At 52.4% G+C, this 16,275-nt stretch carries 14 protein-coding genes and 1 tRNA gene; 10 read left to right on the top strand and 5 right to left on the bottom strand.

The annotated features are described in order from the left end of the window. Nucleotides 1–79: 79 nt before the first annotated feature. The 3 genes from ACFOMG_RS04205 to ACFOMG_RS04195 all read right to left on the bottom strand — a co-directional run bounded on the left by ACFOMG_RS04205 (nt 80) and on the right by ACFOMG_RS04195 (nt 3,240). Nucleotides 80–1,414 (bottom strand): HAMP domain-containing sensor histidine kinase, encoded by a 1,335-nt coding sequence (locus tag ACFOMG_RS04205; protein WP_376864969.1) that lies wholly within the window; start codon nt 1,412–1,414, stop codon nt 80–82. Nucleotides 1,415–1,428: 14 nt separating this feature from the next. Continuing rightward, nucleotides 1,429–2,121, bottom strand: a complete 693-nt coding sequence (locus tag ACFOMG_RS04200) for a response regulator (protein ID WP_376864968.1) — start codon at nt 2,119–2,121, stop codon at nt 1,429–1,431. A gap of 96 nt (nt 2,122–2,217) precedes the next feature. Beyond that, a complete protein-coding gene (locus ACFOMG_RS04195) occupies nt 2,218–3,240 on the bottom strand; it encodes an AI-2E family transporter (protein WP_376864967.1) in 1,023 nt (340 codons plus the stop codon). 157 nt (nt 3,241–3,397) lie between these two features. Here ACFOMG_RS04195 and ACFOMG_RS04190 point away from each other — a divergent pair. The 4 genes from ACFOMG_RS04190 (at nt 3,398) to ACFOMG_RS04175 (ending at nt 7,095) form a co-directional block, all read left to right on the top strand. Beyond that, a tRNA-Leu gene (locus ACFOMG_RS04190) sits at nt 3,398–3,482 on the top strand. A 55-nt stretch (nt 3,483–3,537) separates the two neighbouring features. Next, nucleotides 3,538–3,885 carry a CidA/LrgA family protein gene (locus ACFOMG_RS04185; RefSeq protein WP_376864966.1) on the top strand — a complete coding sequence of 116 codons (348 nt, stop codon included), beginning with the start codon at nt 3,538–3,540 and terminating at the stop codon, nt 3,883–3,885. Then, nucleotides 3,875–4,573 carry an LrgB family protein gene (locus ACFOMG_RS04180; protein ID WP_376864965.1) on the top strand — a complete coding sequence of 233 codons (699 nt, stop codon included), beginning with the start codon at nt 3,875–3,877 and terminating at the stop codon, nt 4,571–4,573. The genes ACFOMG_RS04185 and ACFOMG_RS04180 overlap by 11 nt, the downstream gene beginning before the upstream one ends. A gap of 59 nt (nt 4,574–4,632) precedes the next feature. Continuing rightward, nucleotides 4,633–7,095, top strand: a complete 2,463-nt coding sequence (locus tag ACFOMG_RS04175) for a PAS domain-containing hybrid sensor histidine kinase/response regulator (protein ID WP_376864964.1) — start codon at nt 4,633–4,635, stop codon at nt 7,093–7,095. A gap of 5 nt (nt 7,096–7,100) precedes the next feature. On the opposite strand, the gene nudE is transcribed toward ACFOMG_RS04175, so the two are convergent. Further along, a complete protein-coding gene (gene nudE, locus ACFOMG_RS04170; RefSeq protein ID WP_376864963.1) occupies nt 7,101–7,664 on the bottom strand; it encodes an ADP compounds hydrolase NudE in 564 nt (187 codons plus the stop codon). A 44-nt stretch (nt 7,665–7,708) separates the two neighbouring features. Here nudE and yrfG point away from each other — a divergent pair, with 44 nt between their 5' ends. From yrfG to ACFOMG_RS04140, 6 genes are all read left to right on the top strand, one after another. Then, nucleotides 7,709–8,365, top strand: a complete 657-nt coding sequence (yrfG, locus tag ACFOMG_RS04165) for a GMP/IMP nucleotidase (RefSeq protein ID WP_376864962.1) — start codon at nt 7,709–7,711, stop codon at nt 8,363–8,365. A 93-nt stretch (nt 8,366–8,458) separates the two neighbouring features. Then, complete coding sequence (hslR, locus tag ACFOMG_RS04160; RefSeq protein WP_376864961.1) at nt 8,459–8,854, top strand: ribosome-associated heat shock protein Hsp15; 396 nt, start codon at nt 8,459–8,461, stop codon at nt 8,852–8,854. A 3-nt stretch (nt 8,855–8,857) separates the two neighbouring features. Continuing rightward, nucleotides 8,858–9,727, top strand: coding sequence for an Hsp33 family molecular chaperone HslO (gene hslO, locus ACFOMG_RS04155; RefSeq protein ID WP_376864960.1), 870 nt, complete (start codon nt 8,858–8,860; stop codon nt 9,725–9,727). A 276-nt stretch (nt 9,728–10,003) separates the two neighbouring features. Further along, nucleotides 10,004–11,539, top strand: a complete 1,536-nt coding sequence (locus tag ACFOMG_RS04150; protein ID WP_376864959.1) for a phosphoenolpyruvate carboxykinase — start codon at nt 10,004–10,006, stop codon at nt 11,537–11,539. Nucleotides 11,540–11,763: 224 nt separating this feature from the next. Further along, nucleotides 11,764–13,143: a Fic family protein gene (locus ACFOMG_RS04145; protein WP_376864958.1), complete on the top strand. Its 1,380-nt coding sequence runs from the start codon at nt 11,764–11,766 to the stop codon at nt 13,141–13,143. Nucleotides 13,144–13,563: 420 nt separating this feature from the next. After that, nucleotides 13,564–15,075, top strand: a complete 1,512-nt coding sequence (locus tag ACFOMG_RS04140; RefSeq protein WP_376864957.1) for an SPFH domain-containing protein — start codon at nt 13,564–13,566, stop codon at nt 15,073–15,075. A 207-nt stretch (nt 15,076–15,282) separates the two neighbouring features. Here the strand turns inward: ACFOMG_RS04140 and ACFOMG_RS04135 are convergent, their stop codons facing one another. Next, nucleotides 15,283–16,218, bottom strand: coding sequence for an exopolyphosphatase (locus ACFOMG_RS04135; RefSeq protein WP_376864956.1), 936 nt, complete (start codon nt 16,216–16,218; stop codon nt 15,283–15,285). Between the last annotated feature and the right edge of the window lie 57 nt (nt 16,219–16,275).

The following is a 16,275-nucleotide window of genomic DNA, read 5'->3' as shown; positions in this document are numbered from 1 at the left end:
AAGGGGCCGTATTTAATACCAAAATCTAACCCCTGTTTCCACTAAAACCCGGGTTTTTACCGGTAATTGTCAGACATAATCAGCGAAAACTCTTGCGCGGTAACCGCATTGTGATACGTAAACCGGGGGATTGGTTGCAGGCTTCAATGATTCCATCGTGCAGCTCAACAATGCGATAAACCAGTGCCAGGCCGATACCATAACCGCCGCTGGCATGGTCGCGGGCGGAGTCGACCTGAGTGAAGGGATTGAAAATGCGCTGCAGATCTTCCTCCGGTACGCCGGGGCCTTCGTCCTGGATGGCGATTTCGATCTGGCCATCGCTGGTCAGATGAGCGCTGACATCCAGTTTGCCGCCCTCCGGGGAAAAACGAATCGCATTACGCAGGATGTTATCCACCGCCCGCTCCACCAGAATCCAGTCCCAGTGGCACTGAATGTTTTCATCCGGCAGACGGCTCTGCAGCACAATCTGTTTTTCGTCCATTTCGATTTCGGCATCCTGCACCCAGTTGTCCAGCTGATTCGCCAGTGAGCGGTATTCCAGCTGCAGGTTCTGGCTGTCCTGTTGTTGCAGGCGCGCCAGATCAAGAATCTGACTGACCAGACCATCAACCTGGCCAACAGCCCGTTCGATGCGGTTATGCTCGGCATCCAGCAGACCGTCCGGATCTTTTTTGCGGGCGATACCCAGCGCGATTTGCAGCCGGGTTAATGGTGAACGGAGTTCATGGGAAACATCCCGCAGCAGCTGCTGGTGACTCTGCAACAGACGGTTAAGTGCATCCGCCATTTCCACCACATCGCTGGATAATTCACCAATTTCATCATAACGATTGGCGTCGGAGCGGATTTCCGAGACGTCGAAGTTGCCTTTACCCAGCTGGCGGACCGTGCGTTGTAAGCGGCGGATCGGCCGGGTCAGGCTCCATACCAGGCCCATACATAACAGCGTAATCACGCCAAAAAAGGCGATCGGAATCATCCAGCGTTGTTCGTCATCCCAGACACTGCTCCAGTGTTTGCGGGTGATGGCGACGTACAGATAATCGCCGCGCTGAATCGGGCCTATCATCAGCCAGCCGTCGTCCTGGCCCCATAAAACATCACGGGCTTCGGCAGCCAGGTCAACAAACTCTTCAACATCGTGGGGCAAATGGCTGATGGAATCGACTGGCACAGCCACCAGGTTCCAGTCGGGACGTAACTTACGCCATAACTTACGGCCTTCGGCCATAATCGGGCGTTTACGTTCCATCAGGCGTAACAGGTGGATGCGTTCACTCTGGGATGCTTTGCGGACGTAGTCGTCATCAATCCAGTTGCTGGTGGTGACGGCCGCCACCATCGCCAGAAAAATTGCGGCCCAGAACCAGAAGAAAACTTTAAAAAAGAGGGTGCGGAACAGCGGCATAAGCAGCGCAGTACTCAGCCGTTGACCAGCTGATAACCGCGGCCACGAACGGTTTTGATCCAGTCGGAATCGTCCTCACGTTTGCCCAGTTTTTTGCGCAGATTACTGACGTGCATATCGATTGAGCGGTCGTAGGCCATTAATGGCCGGCCCAGCGCGGCAATCGACAGGGTGTCTTTATCGACCAGTTCACCGACGTGTTCCATCAGGCACTGCAGGACACCGAACTCAGCACCGGTGAGTGCCAGTTCTTCATCGTTGCAACTGGCTACCCGGGTTGCCGGATCCAGTTTTAATGCACCAACTTCGTAATTCGGTGAGCTTTTATCGTTGCTTTCAGTGCTGATTTCGATGCGGCGGAACAAGGCCCGGATGCGTGCCAGCAATTCATGGTGGTGATACGGTTTGGGAATATAGTCGTCGGCACCGTGTTCCAGGCCTAATACCCGGTCGACGCTTTCACCGCGGGCAGTCAGCATGATGACCGGGATCGACGACTTTTCACGCACGGCTTTCAGAACTTCGAAGCCATTCATTTTGGGCAGCATGACGTCCAGCAGCACCAGGTCATAGTCACCGCTCAGTGCTGCCTGTAAGCCGGATTCACCGTCCTGGCGCGTGGTCAGCTCAAAGCCTTCCATGCCGAGGTATTCCTGCAACAGCTCACCCAGCTCATAGTCATCATCAATTAAAAGAATCTGGTACATACGGTCTCCCACATAACAGCAGGGAGATTAGCGCCAGAAAGTGCGCCATAACAACTGTTTTGACCCTTCCTTACGATGCTTGCCGGGTTGTGTCGGTTAGTCATGGTCGAGCAGCGTGGCGATCCAGCGAGACTGTGGCCGGGTTTCCAGCGCTATTTTCATCACCATGGTCAGCGGAATCGACAATAACATGCCAACCGGGCCAAGCACCCAGCCCCAGAACACCAGAGAAACAAATACCACCAGGGTCGATAATCCCAGCGAGCGGCCCATCAGGCGGGGTTCCACCATATTGCCGAATACTGTGTTGACCACCACGTAAGACGCGCCGGTTAAGATGGCTTCACCAATGCCGAGCTGAATCAGAGCGATCAGTACCGCCGGAATCGCCGCGATGATGGAACCTATGTTAGGGATATAATTCAGCAGAAAGGCAACCAGTGCCCACAATGGCGCGTAATCGACGCCGATGATCCACAAGATCAGGCCAATGCAGCAGCCGGTGCCGAGGCTGACCAGTGTTTTGATCGCCAGATATTGCTGTACTGAGCTGCTGAAGCGCTCAAAATGAGCAAACGCGGTGGTTTGTTCGCCAAACGCGCGTTTCAGTTTGGCCGGGAAGCTGCTGGCTTCCAGCAGAATAAAGACCACGGTGAATAAAATCAGGAAAGTGTTGGTTAATACGCCGCCCAGGCCATTAAACACACTGGCGACCATTTTCATCACCGCGCCCGGATTAACGTATTCGGTAACGATATTATCCGCCACTTCCAGTCCCAGGCTGCGCAGCCTGGTCACGCCGTCCTGCACCAGTGATCCCAGTTGCTGTTCGTACACTGGCACATCTTTATAGAAGTCGTTCAGCGTGCTGCCGACAAACGTCGCCAGCAGGGTGCCGATCAGAATAAAACCACTCAGCAGCAATAATACCGCTAACACCTCCGGGATCCGGCGGTTGGTCAGCCAGCGTACCAGAGGGGCGCTGACCACGGCGATAAAGGTCGCCAACAGAAAAGGCACCAGCATGGTGGCAGCGCTTTTTACTCCGGCAATGACAATCACGGCAGCGGCGGAGGTCAACATAATATTACTGGCGAGCAGCGTGCGTTCCTGCGACATAAAAGAGTCCTGAATCATTCTGAGAGCGGTGGCAGCGGCCAACCTTAGCAGAGACTTTATGACGCTGCAGTGTTTTCCGACAGCAGAGTTTTCTGATAATCCGCTCCACAGGGCTTGGCAAACGCGTCCGGCTTTTATAAGATGCGCGCCCTGTCATGCGGAAGTGGTGGAATTGGTAGACACGCCAGATTTAGGTTCTGGTGCCGCAAGGTGTGAGAGTTCAAGTCTCTCCTTCCGCACCATTCTTTACCGGGCCTTCTTGTCCCGGAATCAGCAGATCAATTTGCAGGAGTGCAAATGCCTGGTCTTCTTACCTTACTTGTTTTTCTGATTGTTGGTGGCTTATTACAGGGCCAGTTTGCCTTGCCGGTGCCGGCGGCCATTATTGGTATGTTGCTGCTGCTGGTGTTTCTGATTATCCGCGGCAAAACCCCGTCGTCTTTGCAGCAGATCACCACTACCTTATCGCCGTTATTGCCATTATTTCTGATCCCGGTCAGCAGTGGCATCACCACCCAGAAAAGTATCATCAGCGAGTATGGCCCGGAGCTGGTCACTATCCTGGCAGTCAGCCTGGTTCCCGGCATTCTGGTGTGTGGCTGGATTATGGCCGCTGGTAAAAAGGGCAAAGGGCATGATTTCTGAACTGTTTGCGACGCCGTTATTCTGGGCGGCGGTAACCATTGCTGCTTTTGTTGCCGGACAAATATTGTATAACGCCACCGGTAACAGCCCGTTTCTGCCACCGATTTTGTCCGGCGTGGCGCTGGTGGTCGGAACGCTGGAGCTGACCAATACGCCATACGTTACCTATATGCAGGGTGGCGAACTGATTCATCTGATGCTGGGCCCGGTTATTGTTATGCTGGCGGTGCCGCTGTACCAGTTTCTGCATACCATGCGCTCCCAGTGGCAGCGTATTGTGATGGCGGTAATTGCCGGCAGCGGAGTGACGGTGGCTTGTGCGGCGTTATTAACCTGGTGGTGGATCGGCGATGAAATACTGGCCCGCACACTGGCAACCAAATCCATTACCACGCCGGTGGCCGTTGCCATTGCCGAGCAGGTTGGCGGTATTGCAGCACTGGCGTCGGCATCGGTGATTGTCACCGGTATTCTGGGTGCGGCGATGGCGCCAGCCTTGTTAAAACTGGTTAAGAAAGACGATGCCCAGACCGTTGGTCTGACGCTGGGGGTCTGTGCCCATGCGATCGGTACCAGCCGGGCACTGGAGCTGGGTAAACAGCAGGCGGCTTATTCCGCCATGGCGATGACATTGACGGCGACCCTGCACGCACTGGTGTTGCCCTGGGTGCTGCCATGGATAGTTTAAACAACAGACGCTATTGTTAAGGAACCGGGCCCGATAACCCTGCCCACAAAGGATTTTTCATGGGGCGTAAAGCCGTTTCTCTCTGGTTACTGATCTTTGTTGTGATGACCTTGCTGGTGCTGATCAGTGGCGCTCTGGGTTATCAGCGGCTGAAGGATCAGCAACACGACCATCTGCACCGCTGGGGTGACTATTACGTCAGTCAGTTGCGTTCCGCTGACAACTTCCGCTTTGACCCCGAACAGCTGGCGCTGCAGGGGTACCTGCTGCGTTATGCCCGCCAGGGGCCGGACGGGCTGGAAATCATCTGGGAAAATGACAGTCGCCTGCCGGTATCGCTGCTTGATCATGCCTTGCGTGGACAACGTCACCACACGGATTTACCGGTGGGTGAGCAACAATATTACGTGCTGGCCTTACCGGTTGGATCGAGTACCAGCCTGGTGCTGGCGGTGCCGGAACCCGAAGCACTGACCGTTATTATTGAGCAGACGCTCTGGGAGCTAGCTGCGGTGCTGGGGTTGTTGTTTGTGGTGCTGGCTTTTTCCCAGCACCGTGCGCGAATGGCCGAATTGCCCAGCGTGCAGGAGTCGCTGTCCTGGGAGCATATGCCGGGTATTGCTTTTCTGGTGAGTCAGAGTCGTTTCCTCAGTGAAGTGAACCCCCAGTTCCAGGCGGTGTTTGGTGAGGAGGACTGTCGCAAGCTGGATGACCTGTTGCCGGATGATGAACTGGCGCGGGTGGTGGGCTTTATCGATCAGGCACTCGACAGTAATGTCATGATCGATTTTGAATGCAGCCTGCGCGATCAGTATGGTGAAGCCGGACGCTGGGCCCTGCATGCCAAACCCTGGGGTGGCCCGGAGCAGCGCACTCTGCTGCTGACCGGTGAAGACATCAGCAAGCGTCATTATATGGAGCAGGAGCTGCGCAGCGAGCAGCAACGTGTGGCGGCTTATTTTGATGCCATGCAAACCCTGCTGGTGATCTGTGATCAGTACGGCAACATTGAGCGTATTAATCACCGGACCCAGATGATGCTGGATATGACCGAGGAGCAACTGATTGGTTCGCCGGTGCGCAATATGTTGCCAAAAAGCCAGCTGGAACGATTATTGGGGTCGTGGCAGCAGCTGATTGGTACCGATCAGGAAACCCTGTCACTGGAATGTCCGATGGTGTCTGCCTCCGGCAAAGAAGCGATCGTCAGCTGGCGCATCACTAAGGTGGAAGATGACCGCGGCCGGCTGGAAGTGGTGTTAGCGGGTCTGGATATCACCGAATCGGTAGCCAACCGGGAAGCGCTGGAAAAGGCCAATGATCAGATTCGTGAAGCACTGAATCAGGCGAAAAACGCGAACCGCAGCAAGTCCGTTTTTCTGGCCAATATGAGTCATGAGATCCGTACCCCGATGAACGGCATTCTGGGGGCGGCCGAGCTGTTGCTTGATAGCCATATGACCGATGATCAGCGTAATTATCTGGAAATCATTCACAGTTCATCCCATGTGCTGCTCGATATTATTAACGACATTCTGGATCTGTCGAAAATTGAATCCGGCAAACTGGAAATCGAAACCATCGATTTCGATCTGAATAAGCTGCTGGCCGAGCTGCATCAGTTGTTCCGTGAGCCGGCGCGGCGCAAAGGGCTGGGGCTGGTGTATTTTTATTCCTCGGATATTCCTACCCGCTGGCGCGGTGATCCGAAACGTATTCGTCAGATCATCACGAACCTGCTGAGCAATGCGCTGAAATTTACCGAAAATGGCCGTATCGAATTGCGGGTGGATGCGCGCGAGTGTGACCGTGGCCTGCAGCTGGCGATTCAGGTGAAAGACTCCGGCATTGGCATATCGGCTGAAAAAATTCAGCGGGTGTTTACCGCGTTCCGCCAGGCCGACAGCAGTACCAGCCGTAAATACGGTGGTACTGGCCTGGGGCTGACCATCAGCCGTCACCTGGCGCAGGCGATGAGTGGCGATATTCTGGTTGAATCTGAACTGGGGCGTGGCAGCTGCTTTACGCTGCAGATGTTATTGCAACCAGCCCGGATTCAGGCAGCGGAGAAAGACAAAGCGGCGGTGACAACTCCGCAGCCGGCGTCAAAACCTGAAACAAAAGCGCTGCACGGTAACGTGCTGCTGGCGGAAGACAATCAGGTTAACCAGCGTATTGCCGAAAAAATGCTGCAGCGTCTGGGGCTGCGCTGCCACATTGTGGAAAACGGCGAACAGGCCGTCAGTGAAGTCTTGCAGAAAGACTATGACCTGATCCTGATGGATGTAAATATGCCGGTGCTGGACGGTATTTCAGCGACGGAACGGATTCGTGATTTATCGTATCCGAAGAATCAGGTGCCGATTCTGGCGCTGACGGCCAATGCCATGATGGAAGACAAGGACCGCTGCCTGAGCGCTGGCATGAATGGTTTTGTCAGTAAACCGATCAGGCTGGATGCGCTGGGAGAGGCTATTGCCGCCATTCTGCAGCGCAGAGACGGCTCGCCAGCCTCAGAATAATGCACTTACAGCGGAGTACCCGGATAACGGCCGGCCAGATATTCCTGGGCTACAGCCAGTGCGGCAATGGCGCGTCCTTCGGTGCAGTCCTGGTGGGCATACAGCTCGTGTATTTTCGCCAGAGGCCACTTCACCAGCTCCAGTGGCTCGGGCTCGTCACCTTCCAGTTGTGACGGGTATAAATCGCGGACCAGCACCACATCAATACCACCACTCATATAACTGGGTGACAGGCTCATTTTTTTCAGGTGGATAAACTCGCGCGCAGCAAAGCCGATTTCTTCCTGTAGCTCACGGTTACAGGCGTCGCGCATGGTTTCTCCCAGGTCAATCGCCCCTTTGGGCAGGGTCAGGGTGTAATCCTCAATACCACCACCGTATTCACGGATCAGAGCCAGGTGTTCATTATCCAGCAGGGCGACCATCATGACCGCTCCGGTGCCGCCGGGCACCAGTCGTTCATAGGTACGTTCAACACCATTGCTGAAACGTAAATCAAAGGATTCAATGCGGAACAGGCGGCTTTGTGCCACCATAGAGCGGTGCAGAATTTCGGGTTTTTTAGGCATAACGGACCCTGAATAAACTTCTTTGTCAGAGCGAGTATAACCTTATGAGCCTGCCGGATTGGCAACAAATTGACACCGTGCTGCTGGATATGGACGGCACGCTGCTGGATTTGCACTTTGATACGTATTTCTGGCTCACTCATATGCCCCGGGCTTACGCCGCTCATCACGGCCTGAGTGAAGAAGCTGCGCTGGCAGAGCTGAATAAAAGTTTCAGCGGCTTAAAAGGTACTCTGAACTGGTATTGCCTCGATCACTGGAGCGAATTAACCGGCTTAGCCATCGCAGAACTGAAGCGGGACGTACAGCATAAAATTGGTTTTCGTCCCCATGTGAAAGATTTTTTGCAGCTGTTACGTGACAAAGGTAAACGCAGCGTGATTGTCACCAACGCTCATCGCGACAGTGTTGAGCTGAAGATGGCGCGTACCGGGCTGGATCAGCTGGTCGACCGGGTAATCTCGTCGCACGACTATCAGGAGCCCAAAGAAAGCCAGGCTTTCTGGGATCATCTGCTGCGTGAGGAGCCGTTTGATAAACACCGCACCCTGCTGGTGGATGACAGTGAAGCGGTACTGCAATCGGCCGCAACCTGGGGCATCCGCTGGTTATTAACCATCTATCATCCCGACAGTCAGCAACCACCGCGCAGTGACAGTAACTTTCCTGGTATCCATCATTTTAACGAACTCGATTTATAACCGCTGACTGCACCGCAGCGTTGCAGCAACAGCAACCGGCCAGGGCGCCGGTTATGGTAAACTGGCGGCTTTCTTATTGATGATTCCGGACCGATGTCAGAGAACCAGAAAGTCCGCCTGGACAAATGGTTGTGGGCGGCGCGTTTTTATAAAACCCGCGCCCTGGCCAAAGGCGCTATCGAAGGCGGCAAAGTGCATTACGATGGCCAGCGTTGCAAGGTCAGCAAAACCGTTGATCTGGGTGCCAGAATTACCCTGCGTCAGGGGTTTGATGAAAAAACCGTGGTGGTGAAGGCGATTTCCGATCAGCGCCGTGGTGCGCCGGAAGCCCAGAAACTGTACGAAGAGACCGTCGAAAGCATTAAGCAACGTATGGACGAGGCCGAGCGCCGGCGGGTGATGAAATCGTCGATGTTGACCCCGGATCATAAACCGAACAAAAAAGAGCGCCGCGATATGAAGCGCTTCAGGCAAGAGCAGGATTATTAAGTTATGTCACAAGCCCAATCTTCATCGGCCAACAGCGCCGACCAGTTACAGCGTTTCAGCTTTGATAACACCGATATTCGTGGCGAAATCACCCACCTGAATGCCAGTTATCGGGCAGTGATGACGCGCCACCAGTACCCAAAGGTTATTGCGGTGGAGCTGGGTCAGCTGATGGCTGCCACTGCGCTGCTGAGTGCCAGTCTGAAGTTTGCCGGGCGGCTGACTTTACAGGTACGGTTGCCGGGCAATGTGTCGTTACTGCAGGCGGAGACCAGCGACAAAGGTGAATTGCGTGCTATTGCCCGCTATGACGCCGGGCTGGCTGAACAGGAGTTGTCATTCGATAACGGCCAGCTGGTGATTACCATCGAACCGGAACAAGGTCAGAAATATCAGGGTATTACCGCTATCGATGGCGGCAATATTGCTGCGGCGATGGAAAATTACTTTGAACAGTCGGAGCAACTGGCCAGCCGTTTCTGGCTTGAATGTGACGGCGACAATGCCGCCGGATTTATGTTGCAGAAAATGCCGGCGATGGACAGCTCGGATGCTGATGCCTGGAATCGTCTGACCCAGCTGGCCGACACAATCAAACCGGAAGAGTTATTGCTGCTGAATAATGAGGTGTTGTTACATCGGTTGTATCACGACGAAGCCATCCGGATTTATCAGCCATCTGAGCTGAAGTTCTTCTGTACCTGCTCCAAAGCCCGGTTGGCCACGGCGCTGACGCAGCTGGGTTACGACGAACTCGACGATATTCTTAAACAAAGTGGCAAAATCGACGTCAGTTGTGAGTTTTGCCAGCAACATTACAGCTTTGACCGGCCACAGGTGGATGCGCTGTTCCCGCAGCGAAATCCTCATTGATCGAAGACTGAGATATCGGTGAATAACGAATATTCGCGCTGTTTATAGTGATTGATTTTCCCCGTTTTTTTCATGAATAACGGGTGACCAATCAGGACATCCGGGCGGACGCTAAAAGACAAGGCTTATCGTTTAAGCGATTTTCTGCCATAATCGCGCGCCTGATTTTGGGATTCGCCCCTGTTTTCACACCCTCTGATGATAGGGCGGGGACGGTACAGACTTTGTTATGGCCAAAAGCCGTACAGCACACACGAGGACCCTCAGGGCATCGATATGACCACTGTTTACACTAACTTATCTTCTGCTCAACTGGTGGAACACGCTCTGCAACGCGGCGAAGGTCGTCTGCAGGACACTGGCGCACTGGTTGTGACCACTGGCAAGCGTACCGGTCGTTCTCCAATGGATCGTTTTATCGTTGAAGAGCCAAGCAGCAAAGATGCAATCGACTGGGGCAACATCAACCGCCCATTCGATGCCGACAAGTTTGATGCGCTGTGGGAGCGTGTTGAAGAGTACCTGGCGCAGCACGACAGCTTCGTATCTTATGTTCATGTGGGCTCTGATCCTCAGCACTACCTGCCGGTTAAAATGACCACTCAGACTGCCTGGCAGAACCTGTTTGGCCGTAACCTGTTTATCCGTCCTGAGTCTTATAATGGTTCTGATAAAGAAGAGTGGCAGATCCTGAACTGCGCCGGTTTCGAATGTGATCCGGAGCGTGACGGTACCAACTCTGATGGCTGTGTGATCATCAACTTCGCACAACGCAAAGTACTGCTGGCGGGTATGCGTTACGCCGGCGAAATGAAAAAAGCCATGTTCTCAGTACAGAACTTCCTGCTGCCGGAAAAAGACGTGCTGCCAATGCACTGTTCTGCCAACGTTGGTGAAGACGGCGACACTTGTCTGTTCTTCGGCCTGTCCGGTACCGGTAAAACCACCCTGTCTGCTGACCCTGAGCGTTACCTGATTGGTGACGACGAGCACGGCTGGGGCAAAGGCACAGTATTCAACATCGAAGGTGGCTGCTACGCCAAAACCATCGATCTGTCGAAGAAAAACGAACCCATTATCTGGGACGCGATTAAGTTCGGCGCCATCGTAGAAAACGTCGTGATCGGTGACGACAACCGCACTGCGGATTACGCCGACACCAGCCTGACGGAAAACGGCCGTTGTGCTTACCCGCTGGAGCACGTTGAGAAGCGTGTTGCCGAAAACAAAGGTGGCGAGCCAAAAGCCGTTATCTTCCTGACCTGTGACATGACCGGCGTTCTGCCTCCGGTATCGATCCTGAGCAAAGAACAGGCGGCGTACCACTTCCTGTCTGGCTACACCGCTCTGGTTGGTTCTACTGAAATGGGTGGTTCCAAAGGTCTGAAGTCCACCTTCTCTACTTGTTTCGGCGCACCATTCTTCCCACGTCCAGCGGGTGAATACGCGGAACTGCTGATGAAGCGTGTGACTGAATTCGACTCTCAGGTTTACCTGGTCAACACTGGTTGGACCGGTGGCGCTAACGGTAACGGTGGTGAGCGTTTCTCTATCCCGACTACCCGTGCTGTCATCAGTGCGATTCAGAGCGGTGCTCTGCGTAATGCAGAGACCGAAACTCTGCCAGTATTCGGTCTGAACGTACCTAAGTCTGTAGACGGTGTTGACGCTAAACTGCTGAACCCAATCGCAGCATGGGGTGACGAAGCGGCCTGGACTGAATCAGCGAAAAACCTGGCGGCTCAGTTCGTGGAAAACTTCAAGAAATACGATGTTTCTGAAGGCATTCAGGCTGCAGCGCCTAAGCTGTAATCACAACGCTGTGTCGACACAAAAACGGGCGCCACAGCGCCCGTTTTTGTGTCTGAGGTTTAATTAATCTAATCCATATAAACCATAAAACCTCAGCAACTACGGGCGTTACAGCCCGATTTTTACAGAAAATTCTGCCCAACTACTAATTTTTGAAAAATTAGTAGTAAATTTCAAAAGCCTTCATATACTAATTTCTCAAAAATTAGTATGTGATACTTCCTATGAAGCTTCCACAAACACCTCCCGTTCTTGAAAGCTATCTTGCTCAGCTGGATTCTGATCAGGCGTTAGATAAGCTTGAAAAAATATTCTCCGCCAGCCTCGGCCCTTATGACAGCAAAGGACGCTACCTGCATTGGGATAAGCTACGTCATTTGATACCGCCAGAGGGATATGACTCAGAATTATTCTGGTTATCCATCAAGCAGGCCCGGACTCAGCTCAGTAAAGCTCTGTCCTTCAAAGATAAGTCCGGAAAGCCATTTTTATTTTGTATGCCGGCCGGAGTCGTCAGAGATCTGTTATGGATTGAGAAAAACAGTACCGGAGCCATTGTTGTCGATGAGCAGATCACCGATGAGAAAACCAAGCAAACTTATCTGATCGGTTCTCTGATTGAGGAAGCCATCAGTTCCAGTCAGTTGGAGGGCGCCTCGACAACCCGGCGGCAGGCGAAGGAAATGCTCAGAAGCGGTCGGGAGCCGCAGGATCATTCGGAGAAAATGATCCGCAATAATCACAATGCCATGCTGTTTATCCGTGAGTATAAGGAAGAAAAGCTGACGCCCTCGCTGGTGTTTGAACTGCACCGGATTCTGACCGAAGGCACGCTTGATCCGGAAGATACCGACAAAGCCGGTATATTCAGAGCAGGCAGCGATGATATCTGTGTGTTTTCAAAAGACGACGTGTTGCTGCACGTTCCGCCCAAAGCCAGTGAGTTGCCAGATCGGCTGCAATTGCTGTGCGACTTTGCCAACCAGAAAGATGAAATGGATAGCCCGGACTATATCCCGACGGTAATCCGGGCAATCGTGGTGCATTTTATGATCGGTTATGACCACCCCTTTGTTGATGGCAATGGCCGTACCGCTAGGGCTTTGTTCTATTGGATGATGGCGAAAGACCATTACTGGCTAATGGAATATATCTCCATTTCGCGGGTGATTAAAAAGGCTCCCGCTAAATATATGCAGGCCTACCTGAATAGTGAAACGGATGCTAACGATGTGACCTATTTCATCATTCACCAATTGGAGGTGATTCGGGAGGCGATCAACGATTTGCACGCGTATCTGAAATACAGATCCCAACGCCTGCAGGAAGCTTCGGCCTTGATTGGTAACTCGCCCCTTCAAAAAGTACTGAATCACCGGCAACTGGCCTTATTGCAACATGCATTACGGCGGCCGGGAGCGGAGTACACGGTTAAAAGTCACCAGGGGTCTCATGGTGTTTCCTATCAAACAGCGAGAAGTGATTTGCTAAAACTATCTGATGGGCTGCACCTGCTGCGTAAGGTGAAGGTGGGTAAAAAAGATGCCTTTATTGCGCCGTTGGACTTGGAAGAAAGAGTAAAAAAGGGTTCATCTATCAATTAACTACTAATCCAGATAAATCATAAAACCTCAGAAACTACGGGCGTTACAGCCCGATTTTTACAGAAAATTCTGCCCAACTACTAATTTTTTGAAAATTAGTAGTTGGCCTTTCCGCCAACTATTCTCTCGCAATTTCTCCTCCTTGGTTATACGCCCCGCCTGTTTTTACCGCTCCATTCGTCAGAGAAGATTATGAGTCACGACACCATTGATTCCCGCACTGCCATCCGTCCACAGTCAGGTAGCGGCAGCGCCTAAGCTGGACTAAGATGCATTTGCCGGTTTAATACCGGCAAAATCAGAACCGCATCACCAAAAACCGCATCCCGTTACCGGGCTGCGGTTTTTTTATTGCCTGAATCTTTACACAACTATAGAGTGAGCGCCTCAAAAAACAGCTAAGGAATACAAGGAACGACTATGGCATTTTGGGGCATTCTGATTGGCGTATTGTGTATCGCCAGTATCATTGCACTGGGCTTTGTACGCTCATCACAGAAAATGAAAATTGAGCGCATGCGCAGCGAACTGGAAGGGCAGGGTAAGAAGCCGGAAGAAATTCGTGAACGGCTGGATGAAATTACTTACGATATTCCCAACCAGGTGGTTCCGACACTGATTGGTGCGGCCATTCTGTCGTTTGCCGTTGGCGCCTTTAATCAGATTTTTTTCTATGCCGAACCGGGCTATGTGTATCACGTGCGCACCATTACCGGTGAAGAAAAAGTGGTGTCGGATGTTGGTTACAACACCTATTTATTTGGCCGTTATAACGCCTGGAAGCGCGCCATGACAGTGCAGGCTGTTGCCGGCCGGCGTGAACAGCTGGAAGCTGAAAGTGATGGTTCTGCCGGTGCCAGTGCGACCTTGCCACCGATGAACATTATGTTCCTCGATCAGGTGGACGCGGACGCAGAAGCGACGGTACGTTTTTCTATTCCGGAAGACCCGGAATCTTTCCTCAATCTGGCGCACGAATACCGCTCGCCGGAAAACTTATTACGTACTGCACTGATGCCGGCGTTTAAAGAAACCATTCAGGCAACCGCGTCGTTAATGAGTGCGGAAGAATATTATTCCGGTGGCCGTTCTGAATTTAATTCCGAATTTGAAAATCAGATGTCCGGTGGTATTTATCTGGTACGTCGTGAAGAACAAATGAAGCGCAGTGCCCGTAAAACCAAATCAACAGCTAACGCAGCATTGGGTGAAAATCAGCAGGAATATGGTGACGAAACCAAAATCGAATTTGTGGTGAATAAAGTCATCGGCGAAGACGGCATACCAAAACGTAAATCACAGAAGTTCACTAACTTTGGTATCACGGTACTTGATGCCCGGGTTACCGATATGCGCCCCAACAAAAAGTTTGTTGAACGGATGCAGCTGAAACAAAAAGCGTCAGCCGACCGTGCAATTGCCCGTGAACAACGGATTCAGGAAGAAGAACAACGTTTGTTAGCGATTGCCAAAGGTGAACGTGAAGTGGCCCAACGTCAGGCCAAGGCCAAAGTGGAACAAATCCAGCGCACCACCGAAGCGGAAACCGAAAAACAACTGGCGTTAACCAATGCCCAGAAGTTAAAAGAGCAGGCTGAGATCGCCAAAGACACCGCCCAGATCGAGCTGGAAAAAGCCCGCATCGAAGCCGAAACCCAACGTACTCTGGCGGATGCAGAAGCCTATCAGAAGGAAGTAATCCTGAAAGCGGATAACGCGCTGGCGCAGAAGCTGGACGCAGAAATCGAAATTCAGAAACTGTGGGCAGAAGCCTTTGCCAAACGTCAGGTACCAACTAATGTCTTCGGCGGCACCGGTGCCGGTGGCGCACCGGTTGGTTCCGATGGTGAAACCAAAGCCTTTATGCAAATGTTAACCCTGGATGCAGCAAAGCGCCTGAATTACGATCGCGAAGTGTCTGGTAAGAACTAGCTTTCATCGTCATAACCATATAGGTCTTTACTAAGTGGCCTTCTATCGCAGGGATGCGATAGCAGAGCATACAGGGATGTACTTGCTGCGTGCCGCGTGTGAAGACGTATGTGGTTGTGACCTGAGCTTTATTCGAAACACAATTTCTCCGTTATACTCCCGCTTTTGCCGGTTTTTTTTATGTCTGACGTTTAACCAAGAGTGGCATTAGCCATCGGCATTAATCCGCTGAATCAGCTCGCTTAAAACACTCTCAGCTTTATCGTTATCCACCTGACAGGTGCCGGCATTACGGTGGCCACCGCCGCCATATTCCAGGCACAGTTCGCCAATATGGGTTTGGTGAGTGCGGTTGATAATGGAGCCACCAATAGCAAATACGGTGTTCTGTTGTTTCAGGCCCCACAGCCCATGGATGGAAATATTGGTTTGTGGATACAGGGCATAAATCATAAAGCGGTTGCCGGCGTAAATGGTGTCTTCTTTACGCAGATCGAGGACCACCAAGTTGTTGTGCACCGTGGAGCAACGACGTAACTGATCTTCAAATTTATCCTGGTGATCAAAAAACAGCTCGACCCGTTCTTTGACATCGGGAAGTTCAAGAATCTGCCGGATGCTGTGATCGCGGCAGTAGTCGATCAGTTGCATCATCAGTTGATAGTTGCTGATACGGAATTCACGGAAACGCCCCAGCCCGGTGCGCGAATCCATCAAAAAATTCAGCAGTACCCAGCCTTCCGGATTAAGTATCTCTTCTCTTGAGAACTGTGCCGCATCCGATTTATCCACAGCATCCATCATATCGTCAGAGATGGTCGGGAAGCGTTCTTTACCGCCGTAATAGTCATACACCACGCGGGCGGCTGAGGGCGCTTTTTCATCAATAATGTGGTTGTCGTAGTTCTGATCGCCACGGCGCTTCAACTCTGAAGCATGATGATCGAAACTCAGGTGACAGCCTTCAACATAGGGGAGGTTGGTGGTGATATCGCGCTCGCTGATATCGATCTTGCCGTCCTGCATGTCCTTGGGGTGCACGAACAGTATGTCATCAATCAACTGCAGTTCTTTTAACAGTACGGCACACACCAGACCATCGAAGTCGCTGCGGGTCACCAGTCGGTATTGTTGCTCAGCCACGTGTTTCTCCAGATACCCAGCTCAAATAAGATGCGGCTCAGAAATGCTCCAAGCCGC

Source organism: Bacterioplanoides pacificum, assembly GCF_042648445.1.
In the GTDB taxonomy this organism is placed as follows: Bacteria; Pseudomonadota; Gammaproteobacteria; order Pseudomonadales; family Oceanobacteraceae; genus Bacterioplanoides; species Bacterioplanoides pacificum.
The sequence above is the reverse complement of the archived record's forward strand: the minus strand, read 5'-3'. Positions and strand labels throughout refer to the sequence as shown.

Bases quoted from the DNA above. Each gene is read 5' to 3' on its own strand.
- ACFOMG_RS04150 (WP_376864959.1), top strand. From the start codon at position 10,004: ATGACCACTGTTTACACTAACTTATCTTCTGCTCAACTGGTGGAACAC.
- hslO (WP_376864960.1), top strand. From the start codon at position 8,858: ATGTCACAAGCCCAATCTTCATCGGCCAACAGCGCCGACCAGTTACAG.
- ACFOMG_RS04175 (WP_376864964.1), top strand. From the start codon at position 4,633: ATGGGGCGTAAAGCCGTTTCTCTCTGGTTACTGATCTTTGTTGTGATG.
- yrfG (WP_376864962.1), top strand. From the start codon at position 7,709: ATGAGCCTGCCGGATTGGCAACAAATTGACACCGTGCTGCTGGATATG.
- ACFOMG_RS04205 (WP_376864969.1), bottom strand. From the start codon at position 1,414: ATGCCGCTGTTCCGCACCCTCTTTTTTAAAGTTTTCTTCTGGTTCTGG.
- ACFOMG_RS04145 (WP_376864958.1), top strand. From the start codon at position 11,764: ATGAAGCTTCCACAAACACCTCCCGTTCTTGAAAGCTATCTTGCTCAG.
- ACFOMG_RS04185 (WP_376864966.1), top strand. From the start codon at position 3,538: ATGCCTGGTCTTCTTACCTTACTTGTTTTTCTGATTGTTGGTGGCTTA.
- ACFOMG_RS04180 (WP_376864965.1), top strand. From the start codon at position 3,875: ATGATTTCTGAACTGTTTGCGACGCCGTTATTCTGGGCGGCGGTAACC.
- nudE (WP_376864963.1), bottom strand. From the start codon at position 7,664: ATGCCTAAAAAACCCGAAATTCTGCACCGCTCTATGGTGGCACAAAGC.
- hslR (WP_376864961.1), top strand. From the start codon at position 8,459: ATGTCAGAGAACCAGAAAGTCCGCCTGGACAAATGGTTGTGGGCGGCG.
- ACFOMG_RS04140 (WP_376864957.1), top strand. From the start codon at position 13,564: ATGGCATTTTGGGGCATTCTGATTGGCGTATTGTGTATCGCCAGTATC.
- ACFOMG_RS04200 (WP_376864968.1), bottom strand. From the start codon at position 2,121: ATGTACCAGATTCTTTTAATTGATGATGACTATGAGCTGGGTGAGCTG.
- ACFOMG_RS04195 (WP_376864967.1), bottom strand. From the start codon at position 3,240: ATGTCGCAGGAACGCACGCTGCTCGCCAGTAATATTATGTTGACCTCC.